The following is a 15,840-nucleotide window of genomic DNA, read 5'->3' as shown; positions in this document are numbered from 1 at the left end:
CGTTACTGCTCGCTACCCACTGTCACTTTTGTATTCCACCAGTCTTCGCTGGCAGCTTTGGTCATTCTTATTGTCGGACGTTGCCCAAGGCGCATGTCGACCACCGCGACGTCGCGTTCCAAAAGGTCCTGCACCTCATTCACGGCCAGAACGCGTTCCAACGCGCGTACGGGGCGTTCGGTTGGCAACATGATGCGCTGGCCGCGGTCCATAACCAGGTCCCAGCGACGTTCACCAATCCGGACCAATCCGCGCACACGACCGCCGAGGCTGCGGGCGGTTGTCAGCAATTCAAGCGCCTCACCTAAGTGACCGTCTGCACCTTTGCCCGCGATCAGAGGTAAATTAGAGTGATCCTTGCGCGACGCGATGCGTTCCACATGCGCGCCGGTCTCATCCAGCAATTCGATCCCACGGCGCGTACGCCAGACGATGACGGGCTGACGCTCGACAACATCCACCTGCAGAATGCCGCCCGGGCGCACCCGTACCGTGGCGGATTTGACCGGATTCAGCCCGGTAATCGTGTCGCGGATTTGCTCAACATCCAGATCCCATGAGCTGACAGGGAAATCCAGCGGTACGACCTCACGAATATCCTCGGACAGGTTGGTCCCTGCCCCGTCAATTGCCATCAGATTGACCATGAACTCTGGCCGTTGCTGGATCGAAGTCTTGATGTCGATGACATAGGCCATTACCGCATCGCGACGCTCTTGCGAGCCGAAATAGATGCCAACTGCGGCGCAAACGGCAAACACCGGCAGGCCAATCTTTAGGCTGCGCCGAACGCCCCGCGTCAGCATCCAGCGCTGCAGGCGGTAGCTGAGACGAGACGGGGCCGGGTCGAGGCGATCGCCCTTGCCACCAAACATACCACGCAGCCGCAATTTGGGTTCGGCTCCGGTATGTGCGCCGGATTCGAAATCAGCATCGGGACCGGTCAGTTGTTTGGGCCGGTGAACCACAGGCGCTCGGGTGGCTCTTAACGGTCGCATGATGCGTCCTCCACCATCCAGGCGCAAAGCTGCCCGAAACTCATCCCCAGATGTGCGGCCTGTTCAGGCACCAGGGACGTCGGCGTCATGCCGGGCTGAGTGTTGGTCTCGAGAAGGAAAAGCCCATCGGCACCCATACTGTCATCCCAGCGGAAATCCGTACGGCTTACGCCCTTGCATCCCAGCGCAGAATGAGCGCGCAATGCGTAGTCCATGCACAGGGCAAAAATCTCGGTCGGTACGTCAGCGGGCAAAACATGCCACGATCCGCCGGGCTTGTACTTGGCGTCATAATCGTACCAACCGCCATCGGTCATGATCTCGGTAACCGTTACGGCCTTGTCGTTCATCACCGTTACAGTCAACTCGCGTCCGGCAATGTATTTCTCGACCATAACCTGATCGGGCATTTCATGCGACAGCTGCGGAGGGCCATTAGACCCTTCATGCACGATGTAGATCCCAACGCTGGAGCCTTCGTTGTTGGGCTTGGCCACGTAAGGAGGCTCCATCACATGAACCTTAACTACCTCAACCTTTGGTACGATCACGCTGGCAACAACGGGTAGGCCTTCGGCCTCAAACACTTCTTTGCTGCGCTGCTTGTCCATCGCCAGCGCCGAGGCCAGAACACCAGAGTGCGTGTACGGAATGCGCATCCATTCCAGCAGACCCTGAACGCAGCCATCCTCACCCCAGCGGCCATGCAGGGCGTTGAACACAACGTCTGGTTTGATTTCCAAAAGGCGCGCATAGAGGTCAGGACCTGCGTCCAGCTCAACTACTTCAAAGCCTTCTCCCACAAGGGCGGCCGCGCATTCGCGCCCAGAGCTGAGAGACACCTCGCGTTCCTTCGAGGGTCCACCCATCAATACCGCCACTTTGGGGTTTGTCCTGCTCGACATACCCAACGTGCGCCTCAATGTCCCCGGACCTTATGTGGTGGTCCGTACTGCGTTTATCTCCTTGATCCGTCGCCTTAATTTGCCTGTTATGGTCTGACGGTCAGGGCTTTATTTTGTCAACGGATCACCGACCCGCATGATTTCCCACTCTAGCGTGATGCCGCTTGTTTCGTAAACCTTTTTTCGCACCTCTTCGCCCAGACCTTCGAGGTCCGCGGCAGAGGCATCACCGGTATTGATCAGGAAATTCGAGTGCTTTTCGCTCATCTGTGCGCCGCCGCGCGTCGCGCCGCGCATGCCCGCATCGTCAATGACCTTCCATGCCTTGAGGTCGTGCACATCATCCGCCCGCCCGGTCGAAGAAAACCCTGCCGGGTTGCGGAAGGTTGACCCGGCGCTGCGGTCTTTGGTCGGCTGTGTTTCGTCGCGTTTTTGCAACTGCGCGGACATCCGGGCGTGCAGCTCTTCCGGATCGCCGGATGGACCTTCGAAAGTGCTCGAGATCAGCACCGCGCCTTCGGGCAGATCGGACTGGCGATAACGAAAATTCAGGTCTTCCGGAGTCAGTTCCACAAGCTCTCCCTGCCGGGTAACAATGGTCGCCTTGCGCAGCACGTCCGCCGTGTAGCTGCCATAACACCCTGCGTTCATCCGCACCGCACCGCCAATTGAGCCCGGGATGGTACGCAAAAAGGTCAAGTCCACGCCCTCATCCGCCGCCTTGCGCGCCACATGCGCATCCAACGCAGCTGCTCCGGCGGTAACGATGTTTCCCTTTACTGAGATAGCATTGAACCCGCGCCCCAATCGGATCACAACCGCGCGCAGACCGCCATCACGCACAATCAGGTTTGACCCGACCCCCATCGGGAAAACCGAAATATCTGCGGGTAACCCACTCAGGAAACTCTGTAAGTCTTCTATGTCAGCTGGCTGGAACAGATAATCCGCCGGACCGCCAACGCGCAGCCATGTCAGATCATTGAGGGATCTCTGCTCGGTAAGTCTACCGCGAACCGGGAATGAAGTAAGTGTCATCGGCCTCTTCTATAACTGGCTTTCGTGGATGTCATCCTTCGAACAAACAATGATCAATGATTATCCCGCATCTTCTTAAGGGCACCAATCAACCCGCCTAAGATGGCTCCCGCCAGAGCGGGAAGTACCAATGACCACGTCAAAATGACCGCCAAAAAATCAGCGTCTTCTGGCGGGCCGTCGTTACCAGAGGGGAAGAGATATGCGATGCTCATAGCTGTTACCACGATTGCCACAATCACGATCCACGCAAATCCGCCCCTAAACAACAAATGGGCGACGGTTGTAGTGGCAAGAAAAGAAACAACACCCTGGAAACATAAGGCGATTAATGCAGCTGTCATTCAAAACTGCGCCCCATCCGCCGTACCCACCGCCCCAAATAGATCACCGGCCAACGCAGCACCGACATTCCTGCGGCCAAAACGATCAGTCCAATCCATGGGCCGTTTTGCAAGGTGACGTAACCCAATATCGGAATCCCCACAGCTATCAAAACATAGGCGCGCGTCCAGTGGTTGTCCTTGCTGGGGATCATCGCCAGCACATTCGCCGAAATTCCCCAAAGCGCAGCGAGGGCGATCGACAAATTCATTCCTCGACCTCCTGCCCGGTCCAGCGGCGCCAGTAATAGCGAATGGGATTGCGGAACATGGATGCAAAGGCGGCAAAGGCCAGCACCGAAAAAAACCAGCCAAAGTCATGGCCTAACCAGACGATCAGCGCAGGTGCAGAAATGAACAGCACAACGCCCGGCGGAAATTGAAGGCGCATCGGCAGCATGGCCACGACCGTTGAGGCCAAAACCCACAAGCTAGCAAAAAGCACTGAATATACCAACTGCCCCTCCGAGGACGATCATTGCTGCAACTGCAACATCACACTTTAAAGTTGCAATACTAGAGAGTCCATTCCATCAAACGGCTTGCTTTTGTCGCAGCCTTTCTGGCAGCCCGTTGGCCCAAGTGCTGATCGTACCAGCGCCGAGACAGACGACCATGTCGCCGGGGCGGGCCTGTTCGCGCACAAGGCGCTCCAGATCGTTTTCGTTCAGCAATGCACGCGCGTGGCGGTGGCCGTGACGGATCAGGCCCTGCACCAGATCATCTCTACTGGCTCCTTCGATCGGGTCCTCTCCGGCAGAGAAAACATCGGCGATGGCGACAACGTCCGCGTCATTGAAGCAGGTGCAGAAATCGTCAAACAGATTGGACAGGCGCGAGTACCGGTGCGGTTGGTGCACGGCGATAACGCGCCCGTCGGTTGCCTGACGCGCGGCTTTTAGAACGGCTGCGATTTCTACCGGGTGGTGGCCGTAATCGTCGATGATGGTAACTCCATCGACCTCTCCGACTTTGGTGAAGCGGCGGTTGACGCCACCGAAATTGGCCAGCGCATCGCGGATTTCAGTGGCCTTCATGCCCAGATGGCGGGCAACGGCCACTGCAGACAGCGCGTTCGAGACATTGTGGTCGCCGGGCATCGGCAATGTGCAACCTTCGATCACCTTGTCTTCGTACTGAAGGTGGATGTCGAAATGCGCAATGCCGCCCTTGTAGGTCAGGTTCAAGGCGCGCACATCGGCCTGCGCGTTGAACCCATAGGTCCGGACACGGCGGTCGGTGATACGTCCAACCAACGTCTGCACTTCGGCGTGGTCCGTGCAGCACACAGCCAGACCGTAGAATGGCAGGTTTGATACGAACTCGTAGAACCCGTCGCGCAGTTGGTCGAAGTCACCCCAATGCTCCATATGCTCGGGGTCGATATTCGTAACAATGGCAATGGTCGCGGGCAGTCGGTTAAACGAACCGTCGGATTCGTCGGCCTCGACCACCATCCATTCTCCCTGCCCCATCCGTGCGTTCGAACCGTAGGCGTGGATGATGCCGCCATTGATGACGGTCGGATCGAAATCGCCGGCCACCATTAGCTCGGCCATCATGGTGGTCGTGGTGGTCTTGCCGTGGGTTCCGGCAATGGCGATGTTGGATTTCAGGCGCATCAGCTCGGCCAGCATGTCGGCGCGACGAACAACCGGCAGGCCTTGCGCTCGGGCGCCGTCCAGCTCGGGGTTGCCAGGCTTGATCGCGGTCGACACCACGACAACGGCCGCGTTTTCAAGGTTTTCGGTACGCTGGCCGACAAATATCTCAGCCCCAAGGCTCGCAAGACGATCGGTGATCTTGGACGCCTTCAGGTCGGACCCCTGCACGCGGTAGCCCAGATTCAGCAGAACCTCGGCAATGCCCGACATCCCGATCCCGCCGATCCCCACAAAGTGTATCGACCCTACGTCTTGCGGCAGTTTGGTTGCAGGATTCATGTGGTCTCCTTCTGCGCCAGTTGTTCGACAAGGGCCGTCAGACGCTCAGTCGCGTCGGGGGCACCGGTCGAGAGGGCGGCATGGGCCATCTTTTGCGCGGCTTCGGGGTTGGTCAGAACGGCGGTGACTTGCTCTGTCAGCGCGGGAACGTCAAGTGCGTTTTCGGGGATCATGATCGCGCCGCCTGCCTGAACCAACCCTCGCGCATTGGCGGTCTGATGGTCGCCGGCGGCTGCGGCAAACGGGATCAGGATCGATGGACGTCCGATGACCGAGATATCCGCCACACTGGATGCGCCGGACCGGCTGATGACAAGTTGTGCATCCGACATGCGACGCGGAACGTCGTCAAAGAAAGGTTTGACCTCCGCCCGAATGCCATGCTCGGCATAGAATGCCGTAACACGTTCCCCATCTTCGTCGCGGGCCTGATGTGCAACGCGTATATGGCTGCGCAAATCGTCAGGCAAGGCCGCGATTGCTCCGGGGACAACATCGCTGAGGATGCGAGCGCCTTGAGAGCCACCCATTACAAGGATCGACATCGGATAGTCGCCAGGCGGAATGTATCCTGCTGCCGCACGTTCCAGAACTGCCGCGCGAACCGGGTTGCCGGTGTGGATTCCGTGCGCGCCTTCGGGCAGATCTGTCGGCCAAGCACCGCAGGCCACATTGGCAACGCGTGTGGCAAAAACTTGATTAACGCGACCCAGGACCCCGTTCTGTTCGTGGATCATGCGGGGAAGTTTCAGCATAGTGGCCGCCCCCAGCGCCGGGATTGACGGATATCCGCCAAAGCCGACCACCACATCCGGTTTGTCCCGTGTCATCTGAAAGGCCATACTGGCAACGCCGCCCACGATTTTGGGCCCAGCCATTGCCTTGGCCGCAAAACCGCCGCGCGCAAAAGTAGCCGAGGCAACTTCCACAATCTCGACCGTTTGCGGAAAGCCACCAGTGTAACGCGCGCCACGCTCATCCGTAGACAGGCGCACACGCCAGCCTTTCTTCAGCATCGCTTCAGCCAGCGCTTGCGCCGGGAACATGTGGCCCCCGGTGCCGCCCGCCGCTATCAACAGGTAAGGTGTCCCCATTATCCTCTTCCGCGCAGAATATCGCCAAGTTCGCCCTGTGGGCGGCTTCGGGTGAACGCCAGCAACATGCCGACCGCGATACCACCCGCAATCAGCGACGAACCACCATAGCTGACAAAGGGCAGCGTCATACCTTTGGCTGGCAGCAGGCGCACAGCCACACCCATGTTAATCATGGCCTGAACGCCGAACATGCAGGCCAGACCAGTCCCGGCCAATCGGATGAACATGTCACGTTCCCGCATCAGCCGCAGAAGTGACCGCACCACGATCAGTGAATACAGCGCGATGATGATCAGTACCAGGATCAGACCGTATTCCTCGGCCGCGACAGCGATGATGAAATCCGTGTGGGCATCGGGCAAAGACCACTTCACCTGTCCCTCACCCACGCCGACACCGAAAAGACCGCCTTCACGGATGGCGTTCGTGGCATAGCCAAGCTGGGTGGTAGGGTCGACCTCCTGGTTCAGGAAGCCATCAATACGGCGGGCAAAGTGTTCCGAATTCGAATAGGCGAACATACCCCCCAGGACTACGACGCCCGCCATGCCAACCAGCAGCAGCATCGGCGCACCGGCCACAAAGTACATCACACCCCATCCAAACAGGATCAGGCAGGCCTGACCGAAGTCAGGTTGCAAAACCAGCATCGCCACAATTGCAATGCACAACGCAAATGACCACAACCGACCCGGAGGGCCGTTGATCTGTTGCGACGCAGCCAGCAGCCACGCGGCCACGACGACAAATCCGGGTTTCAGAAATTCCGACGGCTGCAAAGATGCAAAGCCCAGCGAGTACCAGCGCACCGCCCCTTTTCCGAAATCCGTTCCGAAGACGGGCAGAAAGGCCAGCGCCACAAACGAGGCAAGGAACCCAAGTACTGCCAAACGGCGCACCAAAGTCGGCGACATCATCGACGTCAGCAGCATCGCAATCAGCGCCAGCCCACCGAACAGCGCCTGCCGTTCAACATAGTGGAACGGATCAAACCCGTTGCGCCCTGCCAGCGGTGGTGATGAGGCCAGCCCCAGCAACAATCCGATGACAAACAGGATCAGAACGCAGGACATCGTCCAGCGATCAATCGTCCGCCACCATTTCGGAAGAATCGGTTCTCCGCGCTGGTCCTGGACCGCGCCATACACCATCTCAGTCATGAGATACCGCCACTATCTGCCTCGTTAACGTCCCGTTTTTCAGGATCTGATTGAGAGTCTACAGGGATTTTTGCGTTTGGGCTAGCGGAATGAATAAGGATGGAGAAATCTGCTCATCGTTGCGGCTGAGCGGCGGAACACCTACCGGACTTTATCATGAAAGAGCTCGTCATGACGTTTCTTGATCTTGGGCCAGACTTCAGCAACCGCCGGGACATTCAGGCCAAAGTCATACTTCAGGCAGTCAACCAACTCCTTTGGTGTCGAAACGGTTTCCTCACGTATTCCCATAGTATCAATCGTCCTCATCACCAGACCGCGTAGTATAATATGCCTGTTGGTATAACGCCTTTGCGCGGTCAGGGTGCGTAGAAATGGCGAGTTGGGATCGGTCTGCAAATGTCGACTGGCAGACTGAAACACGCTTGGTTCGACACTTTCCTGAGTAAACCAATAGCCTGTTTCCCCTCCGCCTGCGCTTTCTGAATATTGAACAAAGCCATCACGCTGGGCGGCTAGCGAAATATTGTAAGGCTGCTGCAATCCCGTGAATGGTTCCAGCGGGATTGGAGTAGACATCGCGCCACCAAATCCAACATCAACAAGCAAATGCTCATCGCACTTGACCTTCAAAAGCATATGATCTGGTGCCTGATCTGAAGAAGGTTTGTCCGGGCCGACGTATCCAGCCAGATATGACACCTCAAACCCGATTTCCTGCATTACCCAACTGAAAAGAGAGTTTAGCTCAAAACACCATCCGCCGCGTTTCCGCGTAACGACTTTTTCAAACACGTCGTTCTCATCAAACGAAACCGGAACCCCCAATTGTTGATCGATATTTTCGAAAGCAACCATCCTTAGTTGGGCCGCGAAGAGATTGTCGAGCGTCGCCCGATCTGGCTTTAGGTCGCCCGAATACGCTATTCGGTCCAAGTAGTTTTCCAAATCCATTTAAGCACCCTCAAAAGCATTGCACTGTTTGGCGTCATAAACTTGCTTGTAATTCCTCAAGCTAGGTTGAGCTCAAGACAAAATTCTGGATCGTTCACCTGAGGCTTTGACCCCTTGCCTTCCTTTGCGATCCAAGCCATGCGCAGCACATGACCTATGACACAATCATCCTTGGTGCCGGTGCAGCCGGTATGATGTGCGCCGCCCATTGCGGCGGGCGCGTTTTGGTGATCGACCACGCCAAGGCTGCCGGAGAGAAAATTCGTATCTCGGGCGGTGGGCGCTGCAACTTTACCAATACGTACGCAGGACCCGGAAATTTCCTGTCGCAGAACCCACATTTCTGCAAATCCGCGCTGGCGCGGTACACGCAATGGGACTTCATTGATCTTGTCGGCCGGCATGGCATCGCGTGGCATGAAAAAACACTCGGGCAATTGTTCTGCGATGGATCATCAAAACAGATCATCCAAATGTTGCTGGATGAGATCGAGCGTGCCGGGGCGGAATTGTGGGTTCGGACTGAACTGAAGAACCTGCGTAAGACCGATGGCGGATTTTCTGTTGACCTCGAATGTGAAGGGCAGCGGCATAGCCTTAATTGCACCAACCTCGTGCTGGCTACTGGCGGCAAGTCGATCCCAAAGATGGGGGCGACCGGGCTGGCCTATGACATTGCGCGCCAGTTCGGACTGACGTTAACCGAAACCCGGGCCGCGCTCGTGCCGTTTACGTTTTCGGATGGCAAATTCAAGGACCTGTCTGGCGTATCCCTACCCGCGCGGCTGTCGAATGACCGGACCAGCTTTGACGAGGCTCTGCTGTTCACCCATCGCGGGCTTAGTGGACCATCGGTTCTGCAGTTGTCTTCCTATTGGCGCGAAGGCGAGGCGATCCGCGTAAACCTGATCCCGGATCTGCCGCTGTTTGATTTGCTACGGGATCAGCGGCAAAGCGGAGGGCGCAAGGCGCTGACCACGGAACTGGCGCGCCACCTGCCCGGGCGTCTGGTCGAGTACCTGAGCCATCATATCCCCATGCCAGGCAATCTGGCCGATCAGTCGGACGCCGCGCTGTCCGAACTGATCGCAGCACTGTCCGACTGGCAGCTTACCCCCTCGGGCACCGAAGGGTATCGTACAGCCGAGGTGACGCTGGGCGGGATCGACACTGATAGCCTGTCGTCAAAAACGATGGAGGCCAGGGATGTCCCCGGCCTCTATGCGATTGGCGAAGCGGTGGATGTCACCGGTTGGCTGGGCGGCTACAACTTCCAATGGGCGTGGTCCTCGGGCCACGCCGCAGGAATTGCAATCGCCGGGCAGAGTTAGCCGACGACGTTGTAGCCACGTCCGCGCATGCAGTTGCGCACGATAACTTCTTTGTTCTGGTTTTTGTTAATCACGTCTGCGCCGGCGCCAACAAGCGCACCGGCAACTGCCGCACGGCCCAGATTGTCGCTGCTGTCCTGAACAATCCCGGTTACAGCCGCCGCACCTGCCGCGCCTATCGCTGCGTTTCCTGCGGTGGAGCCATCAACGCTGGCTTGTGATGCCGCCAGTTGTTGGCACTGCTGAAGGTCTACGTTGTAGTTCGGGCCGATCGGACCGTCGACGATTGGTTGATAATTGGCACCTGTGTTGGTGCAGGCACCGGCAACGAGAATGGCAGGCAGGATCAGAGAAAACTTACGAAATGGCATAGTCATAACCTCGTGTTGAATTTGCAGGCAAGCAAAACCAATAATGATGGCGCGTCAAGCTGATAGCATCGCAGCTTGGCCCAACCGGCGGTCTATTGCAAATGGCTATTCCGGAAGCCGTTGCCTGACTTCCGCTACAAAGTCCTCTCCGCGCTGCTCGAAATTGTCGTATTGGTCGAAACTGGCCGCGGCTGGCGCAAGCAGGACTGTCTCGCCGGGTTGGGCATCCTTCATGGCTTGCTCAACAGCCTCGGACATGGTGGTGCAAACCAGCGCATCAGCCTTAAGTTGCATGGCGAAACTCGCGGCCTCGCGACCAATGACATAAGCTTTGACCACCTGGTCTGCGGCTGCGTTCAGAGCGGCGACACCGCCTTCCTTCTCAAGCCCCCCACAGACCCAGCGGACCTTCCTGAATGCGCTCAACGCCTTGAGAGCGCTGTCCACATTGGTGGCTTTTGAGTCATTCACATAAGTAATACCGCCTACCTCGGCGATGATCTGACTGCGATGCGGCAGGCCCGGATAGCTGTGCAGCGCGTCTTCGATTACGCGCGGTGCCAGCCCAAGCGCGCGACAGGCGGCATAAGCTGAACAGGCGTTTTGGTGGTTATGCGCGCCGGGAAGGCCCGTGATTCCGCGCAGGTCAATCGAACCTGCTTGCCGTCCCTTACGGTATTCCGACAAGAACCCTTTACGCGCAAACACCTGCCATCCGGGTCCCGTCAGTTTGCGCGCAACCGACACCCGGATAACCCGATCGTCTGCGCGGCCCTCTGCCAGTTGACCGGCCAAAAACGCGCCCTCTTTCTCGTCAATGCCAATCACGGCGCGGTCCGGGCCTCCTTCGGCGAACAACCGACGCTTGGCGGCAAAATAGCCCCCCATCCCGCCGTGGCGGTCAAGATGGTCGGGCGACAGGTTGGTGAAAACGGCCACGTCCGGGGTCAGGGCCCGGGCCAGTTCTGTTTGATAGCTGGACAGCTCCAGCACAACGACCGAACCGTCACCACCCGGATCAATATCCAGCACGCCACGACCGATATTACCCGCCAGCTGTGCCTCGCGCCCGGCTTCGGTCAGGATATGGTGGATCAAAGCCGCGGTGGTCGATTTCCCGTTCGACCCGGTCACCGCGATCACACGCGGCGGAGAGTCATAATTGTTCCACTCAGGCCCTGCAAAGGATCGGAAAAACAGCCCGATGTCGTTATCGACCGGGACACCGGCCTCAAGCGCCGCAGCCACAATTGGATTGGGGTCAGGATAGAGATGAGGAATACCGGGCGAAACGATCAGCGTGGCGATATCGTCAAACGCTCCATGACGGCGCAGATCGGCACAGACGAACCCTTCAGCCTCAGCCACTTCCCGGGCGGCAGGGTTGTCATCCCAACACACAGGCTCAGCTTTACCTGCCTGCAGGGCACGCGCCGTGGCCAGCCCCGACCGGCCAAGCCCCAGAACCGCAACCTTCTGCCCTGAAAACCCTTTGACCGGGATCATACTGCCTACCTTTTATTGACTTAAATTTGGCCGCCACACTGCACCGAAGAAATCACCGATGGCAAGGGTGGCAAAAGGCTCGCGCTTCAGCGCGAGCCGGGCCCAACAGGTGACAGGTGGACCGCAGGTCCGCCGAACCTGACGGGAGCGTTACCGGACTTTCAGCGTTGCCAGACCGATCATTGCCAGGATTAGCGAGATGATCCAGAACCGGATCACGATCGTCGGCTCTGCCCAGCCCTTTTTCTCGTAATGGTGATGGATCGGCGCCATCAGGAACACCCGACGTCCAGTACGTTTGAAATACAGCACTTGGATGATCACGCTCAGCGCTTCGACCACGAACAAACCACCTACAATCGCCAAAACCAGTTCGTGCTTGGTGGCTACCGCGATGGCACCCAATGCACCGCCCAGAGCCAGCGATCCGGTGTCGCCCATGAACACCGCAGCTGGTGGCGCGTTGTACCAAAGGAAGCCAAGACCGGCACCGAACAGGGCCGAGGTAAAGACGAAAATCTCACCTGTTCCGGGCACGTAATGGACATCCAGGTATTCGGTAAAGTCGACCCGTCCAACGGCATAGGCAATCACTCCCAGCGTCGAAGCCGCAATCATCGCCGGCATGATGGCCAGACCATCCAGACCATCGGTCAGGTTCACAGCGTTGGCTGCACCTACGATCACTACGATCGAGAAGGGTATGTAGAACATGCCCAGATTGATCAGTGTATCCTTGAAAATGGGCAGCGCCAGCTGGTTCTGAAGGGCCTCGGGATGGTGCAGCGTAGCCCAGGCCGAGGCCAGAACTGCGATGATAACCCCCAGTGCCATACGCATTTTACCCGAAACGCCCTTGGTGTTCTGTTTCGACACCTTCGCATAGTCATCAGCAAACCCGATCGCCGCATAGGCCAGCGTTACAAACAGAACCATCCAGACATAGGGATTGTCCCACCGTGCCCAGATCAATGTCGATGTCATCAGCGCGCCCACGATCAGCAGCCCGCCCATCGTCGGTGTGCCCGCCTTCGAAAAATGCCCTTCGGGCCCATCATCCCGGATCGGCTGGCCCTTGCCCTGCTTTTTGCGCAGCACGTTGATCAGCGGTTTGCCGAAGAGAAAACCGAAAATCAGCGCGGTCAAAAAGGCGCCGCCTGCGCGGAACGTGATATAGCGGAAGAGGTTGAAAAAATCCCCTCCGTCCGACAGGGCGGTCAACCAATAGAGCATTTCAAAACCTTTCTCACACTGAGGTGGCGGGCGCGATCATCAATCAAGCGCGCCCCCTTGCCCCATTTTACGCAAACCGTCAACAATCTGCGCCAATGCCATGCTCAGCGATCCCTTGGCCAACACAGTATCACCGGCCTGAACAAGCTCGGGCAGTTGAACCGCCATCTCGGAGCTGGTCTCGAACCAAAGCCCGCGTTTATCCGCCGGAAGTGCATCGTACAGCGCCTTCATCAGCGGGCCGACGCAATGTACTTTGTCCACGCGCTGCATAGCCGAAACATCCGCCATCGCCGCATGCATAGCAGTTTCTTCCGGCCCCAACTCCTTCATATCCCCAAGAAAAGCGATACGACGATGCCCTTGCGCCGCGGCCAAAACATCCAGTGCGGCCTCCATCGACGTCGGGTTAGCGTTATAGCTGTCATCCAGCAGTTCGATCCGGCCACCGTCGGTCAACGCGATCTGTTCGCGCACCCCGCGACCCTTGACCGGCGACCATCCGCCGAGACCTGCAATCGCCTGATCCAGATCGACGCCCAATTCGACACAGGCAGCCAATGCCCCCAGCGCGTTCATGGCGAAATGCGTGCCCGCTGACTGCACGTCAAACGCAATCGGGCGCCCTGCGACTGTTGCCTTTGCATGAACCGAGTCAGTCTCTTGGGTTACATCGGTCAATGTGTAGTCGGTGCCATTGCGGCCGAAATCCACCGTTTTCGCGCCCAAGTCCCGCGCACAGTCGCGCAGGATGTCCGCGTGCTCGATATCCGCGTTCAGGATGGCCGCGCCGCCCTCGATCAGGCCGTCAAAAATTGCCGCCTTTTCATGCGCAATACCGGCCACCGACTCAAAAGCTTCTAGGTGCACTGCCGCCACGGTCGTGACCAGCGCCACATGCGGGCGGGCTTGCTGCGCCAGCGGAGAAATCTCTCCGGGGTGGTTCATACCGATTTCGATCACCGCGAATTCTGTGTCACGCGGCATCCGCGCCAAGGTAAGCGGCACGCCCCAATGATTGTTGTAGCTGGCAACGCTGGCATGAGTTTTTCCCTGCGTTTCCATAATCGTGGCCAGCATTTCCTTGGTCGATGTCTTGCCGACACTCCCGGTCACCCCGAGCACCCGCGCATTGCAGCGGTTACGACCCGTGCACCCCAGCGCCTCAAGCCCCAACTGCACGTCTTCGACGATCAGCAAGGGCGCATCTTCGGTTACGCCCTCAGGAATACGCGACACCAAGGCCGCCCCAGCGCCTTTTTCCAAAGCCTGCGCTACGAATTCATGCCCATCCCGCGCAGCTGTGAGTGCGACGAAAAGATCGCCGGGCTGGATGGTGCGCGTGTCGATCGACACACCATTGACCGCCCAATCCGAAGTGACGCGTCCACCGGTTGCCTCGGCGGCCTCGGCTGCAGCCCACAATGTCATGCCACCCTCCCGTCCAGTGCGGCCACACTGATGCTGGCCTGTTCGACATCATCAAATGGCAGAACCTGATCGCCAACGATCTGGCCGGTTTCATGCCCCTTGCCCGCAATCAAAAGCGCATCGCCGGGTTGCAGCGCGTCTATCCCGCGCAAGATGGCCTCGGCCCGATCGCCGACCTCGGTGGCCTCTGGAGCCCCGTCCATCACGGCGGCGCGTATGGTGGCCGGATCTTCGCTGCGCGGGTTGTCGTCGGTGACGAAAACAACATCTGCGTGGTTGGCGGCGGCTTGCCCCATCAGCGGGCGCTTGGTCGCGTCGCGATCACCGCCCGCGCCGACAATAGCGATCAGGCGGCCCATCACATGCGGGCGCAATGCCTTGAGTGCGGTCGCCACTGCGTCAGGTGTATGAGCGTAATCCACAAACACCGCTGCCCCATTCTCGCGCGTCGCGGCCAGCTGCATTCGTCCACGAACCGTCGTGAGATGCGGCAGGGTTTCGAACACGTGTTCAGGCTCTTCCCCTGCAGCAATAACCAGACCGCAGGCCAACAAGATATTTTCGGCCTGAAAACCGCCGATAAGATTCAAACGGGTTTGGAAAATCTTGCCCTGCCAAGAAAACCGCAGGTCCTGACCTGTTGCGTCAAACCGCTGATTCATCAGGCACAGGTCTGCTTCCCCAAGCCCAACGGTCAGAATCTTCTGCCCCCGGTCTTTGGCAATTCGGAGGATCTGAGCCCCCTTGGGATCGCTCATGTTGACGACAACAGTGCCGTCTTGCGGCAGAACCCGATCAAACAGACCTGCTTTGGCTTGGAAATACGCCTCGAACGTTTCGTGGTAGTCCAGATGGTCCTGAGTAAAGTTCGAAAACCCCGCCGCAGCCAGCTGTACCCCGTCCAAGCGGCGCTGTTCCAACCCGTGCGAGGATGCCTCCATCGCAGCATGAGTCACTCCGTTCTCTGCAGCCTGATACAGGCAACGATGCAAAGTGATTGGTTCGGGCGTTGTATGGGCTAGTGGTGCGGTCCACGCCCCCTCGACCCCTGTGGTCCCGAGGTTGACCGCGGCGTGACCAAGTTCGGTCCATATCTGGCGAACAAATGTCGCGACCGAGGTTTTGCCATTGGTGCCAGTAACCGCAACGATGGTCTTAGGCTGCGCTCCGAACCACAGTGCAGCGCACCCGGCCAGCGCCTGACGCGGGTCCTCGAGCACGATCAGCGCCGCATCTGATGCCGCCAGTTCCTCGGCTGCGATCTCTGCCCCTTCAGCATCCGTCAGGATGGCTGCGGCCCCCATACGCAAAGCGTATTGAATGAACTCACCGCCATGAACACGTGTACCGGGAAGTGCCGCAAAGAGGAAACCGTCTTTGACTTCGCGGCTGTCGACCGCCAGCCCTGTGATATCAGGATTGATGCCACCTCGGGCGGTCAGGGCCAGTTGGCTGAGTTTCTTTGTCCTTGCGCCCATGACCCACCTCGT

At 58.4% G+C, this 15,840-nt stretch carries 16 protein-coding genes; 1 reads left to right on the top strand and 15 read right to left on the bottom strand.

All coding sequences use genetic code 11. The features are described from left to right. Positions 1-2 precede the first annotated feature (2 nt). The 10 genes from AC2FD9_RS06490 to AC2FD9_RS06445 all read right to left on the bottom strand — a co-directional run bounded on the left by AC2FD9_RS06490 (position 3) and on the right by AC2FD9_RS06445 (position 8,478). Positions 3-998 carry a cell division protein FtsQ/DivIB gene (locus tag AC2FD9_RS06490; RefSeq protein ID WP_496835963.1) on the bottom strand — a complete coding sequence of 332 codons (996 nt, stop codon included), beginning with the start codon at positions 996-998 and terminating at the stop codon, positions 3-5. Beyond that, positions 986-1,909 (bottom strand): D-alanine--D-alanine ligase, encoded by a 924-nt coding sequence (locus tag AC2FD9_RS06485; protein ID WP_496835962.1) that lies wholly within the window; start codon positions 1,907-1,909, stop codon positions 986-988. The genes AC2FD9_RS06490 and AC2FD9_RS06485 overlap by 13 nt, the downstream gene beginning before the upstream one ends. 102 nt (positions 1,910-2,011) lie before the next feature. Next, entirely contained in the window at positions 2,012-2,941 is a 930-nt protein-coding gene (gene murB / locus AC2FD9_RS06480) for a UDP-N-acetylmuramate dehydrogenase (RefSeq protein WP_496695902.1), read from the bottom strand. A gap of 53 nt (positions 2,942-2,994) precedes the next feature. Beyond that, on the bottom strand, positions 2,995-3,285 hold the full coding sequence (locus AC2FD9_RS06475; protein ID WP_496835960.1) for a hypothetical protein: 291 nt from the start codon (positions 3,283-3,285) through the stop codon (positions 2,995-2,997). Beyond that, positions 3,282-3,536 carry a DUF2484 family protein gene (locus tag AC2FD9_RS06470; RefSeq protein ID WP_496695904.1) on the bottom strand — a complete coding sequence of 85 codons (255 nt, stop codon included), beginning with the start codon at positions 3,534-3,536 and terminating at the stop codon, positions 3,282-3,284. The genes AC2FD9_RS06475 and AC2FD9_RS06470 overlap by 4 nt, the downstream gene beginning before the upstream one ends. Continuing rightward, positions 3,533-3,769, bottom strand: coding sequence for a DUF2484 family protein (locus tag AC2FD9_RS06465; protein WP_496836075.1), 237 nt, complete (start codon positions 3,767-3,769; stop codon positions 3,533-3,535). Before AC2FD9_RS06465 ends, AC2FD9_RS06470 begins: the two co-directional genes overlap by 4 nt. Positions 3,770-3,857: 88 nt before the next feature. Further along, positions 3,858-5,267 carry a UDP-N-acetylmuramate--L-alanine ligase gene (murC, locus tag AC2FD9_RS06460; RefSeq protein WP_496835959.1) on the bottom strand — a complete coding sequence of 470 codons (1,410 nt, stop codon included), beginning with the start codon at positions 5,265-5,267 and terminating at the stop codon, positions 3,858-3,860. After that, positions 5,264-6,361, bottom strand: a complete 1,098-nt coding sequence (locus AC2FD9_RS06455) for a UDP-N-acetylglucosamine--N-acetylmuramyl-(pentapeptide) pyrophosphoryl-undecaprenol N-acetylglucosamine transferase (protein WP_496835958.1) — start codon at positions 6,359-6,361, stop codon at positions 5,264-5,266. Before AC2FD9_RS06455 ends, murC begins: the two co-directional genes overlap by 4 nt. After that, positions 6,361-7,524: a putative lipid II flippase FtsW gene (gene ftsW, locus AC2FD9_RS06450; RefSeq protein WP_058279575.1), complete on the bottom strand. Its 1,164-nt coding sequence runs from the start codon at positions 7,522-7,524 to the stop codon at positions 6,361-6,363. Before ftsW ends, AC2FD9_RS06455 begins: the two co-directional genes overlap by 1 nt. A 141-nt stretch (positions 7,525-7,665) precedes the next feature. Beyond that, entirely contained in the window at positions 7,666-8,478 is an 813-nt protein-coding gene (locus tag AC2FD9_RS06445) for an arylamine N-acetyltransferase family protein (protein ID WP_496835956.1), read from the bottom strand. 149 nt (positions 8,479-8,627) lie between these two features. Between AC2FD9_RS06445 and AC2FD9_RS06440 the strand changes: the two genes are divergently transcribed. Next, complete coding sequence (locus AC2FD9_RS06440; RefSeq protein ID WP_496835955.1) at positions 8,628-9,809, top strand: BaiN/RdsA family NAD(P)/FAD-dependent oxidoreductase; 1,182 nt, start codon at positions 8,628-8,630, stop codon at positions 9,807-9,809. On the opposite strand, the gene AC2FD9_RS06435 is transcribed toward AC2FD9_RS06440, so the two are convergent. The 5 genes from AC2FD9_RS06435 to AC2FD9_RS06415 all read right to left on the bottom strand — a co-directional run bounded on the left by AC2FD9_RS06435 (position 9,806) and on the right by AC2FD9_RS06415 (position 15,828). After that, positions 9,806-10,180, bottom strand: a complete 375-nt coding sequence (locus tag AC2FD9_RS06435) for a glycine zipper family protein (protein WP_233493524.1) — start codon at positions 10,178-10,180, stop codon at positions 9,806-9,808. The two genes, AC2FD9_RS06440 and AC2FD9_RS06435, sit on opposite strands and share 4 nt — an antisense overlap. A 105-nt stretch (positions 10,181-10,285) precedes the next feature. After that, positions 10,286-11,686: a UDP-N-acetylmuramoyl-L-alanine--D-glutamate ligase gene (murD, locus tag AC2FD9_RS06430; RefSeq protein WP_496835954.1), complete on the bottom strand. Its 1,401-nt coding sequence runs from the start codon at positions 11,684-11,686 to the stop codon at positions 10,286-10,288. 150 nt (positions 11,687-11,836) lie between these two features. Continuing rightward, complete coding sequence (gene mraY, locus AC2FD9_RS06425; protein ID WP_058274330.1) at positions 11,837-12,919, bottom strand: phospho-N-acetylmuramoyl-pentapeptide-transferase; 1,083 nt, start codon at positions 12,917-12,919, stop codon at positions 11,837-11,839. Between the two features lie 39 nt (positions 12,920-12,958). After that, positions 12,959-14,350 (bottom strand): UDP-N-acetylmuramoyl-tripeptide--D-alanyl-D-alanine ligase, encoded by a 1,392-nt coding sequence (locus AC2FD9_RS06420; RefSeq protein ID WP_496760807.1) that lies wholly within the window; start codon positions 14,348-14,350, stop codon positions 12,959-12,961. Beyond that, positions 14,347-15,828 carry a UDP-N-acetylmuramoyl-L-alanyl-D-glutamate--2,6-diaminopimelate ligase gene (locus AC2FD9_RS06415; protein WP_496835951.1) on the bottom strand — a complete coding sequence of 494 codons (1,482 nt, stop codon included), beginning with the start codon at positions 15,826-15,828 and terminating at the stop codon, positions 14,347-14,349. The genes AC2FD9_RS06420 and AC2FD9_RS06415 overlap by 4 nt, the downstream gene beginning before the upstream one ends. Between the last annotated feature and the right edge of the window lie 12 nt (positions 15,829-15,840).

The organism is Ruegeria sp. YTSC230, assembly GCF_059609665.1.
This window is presented reverse-complemented; position numbering and strand designations above follow the sequence as displayed.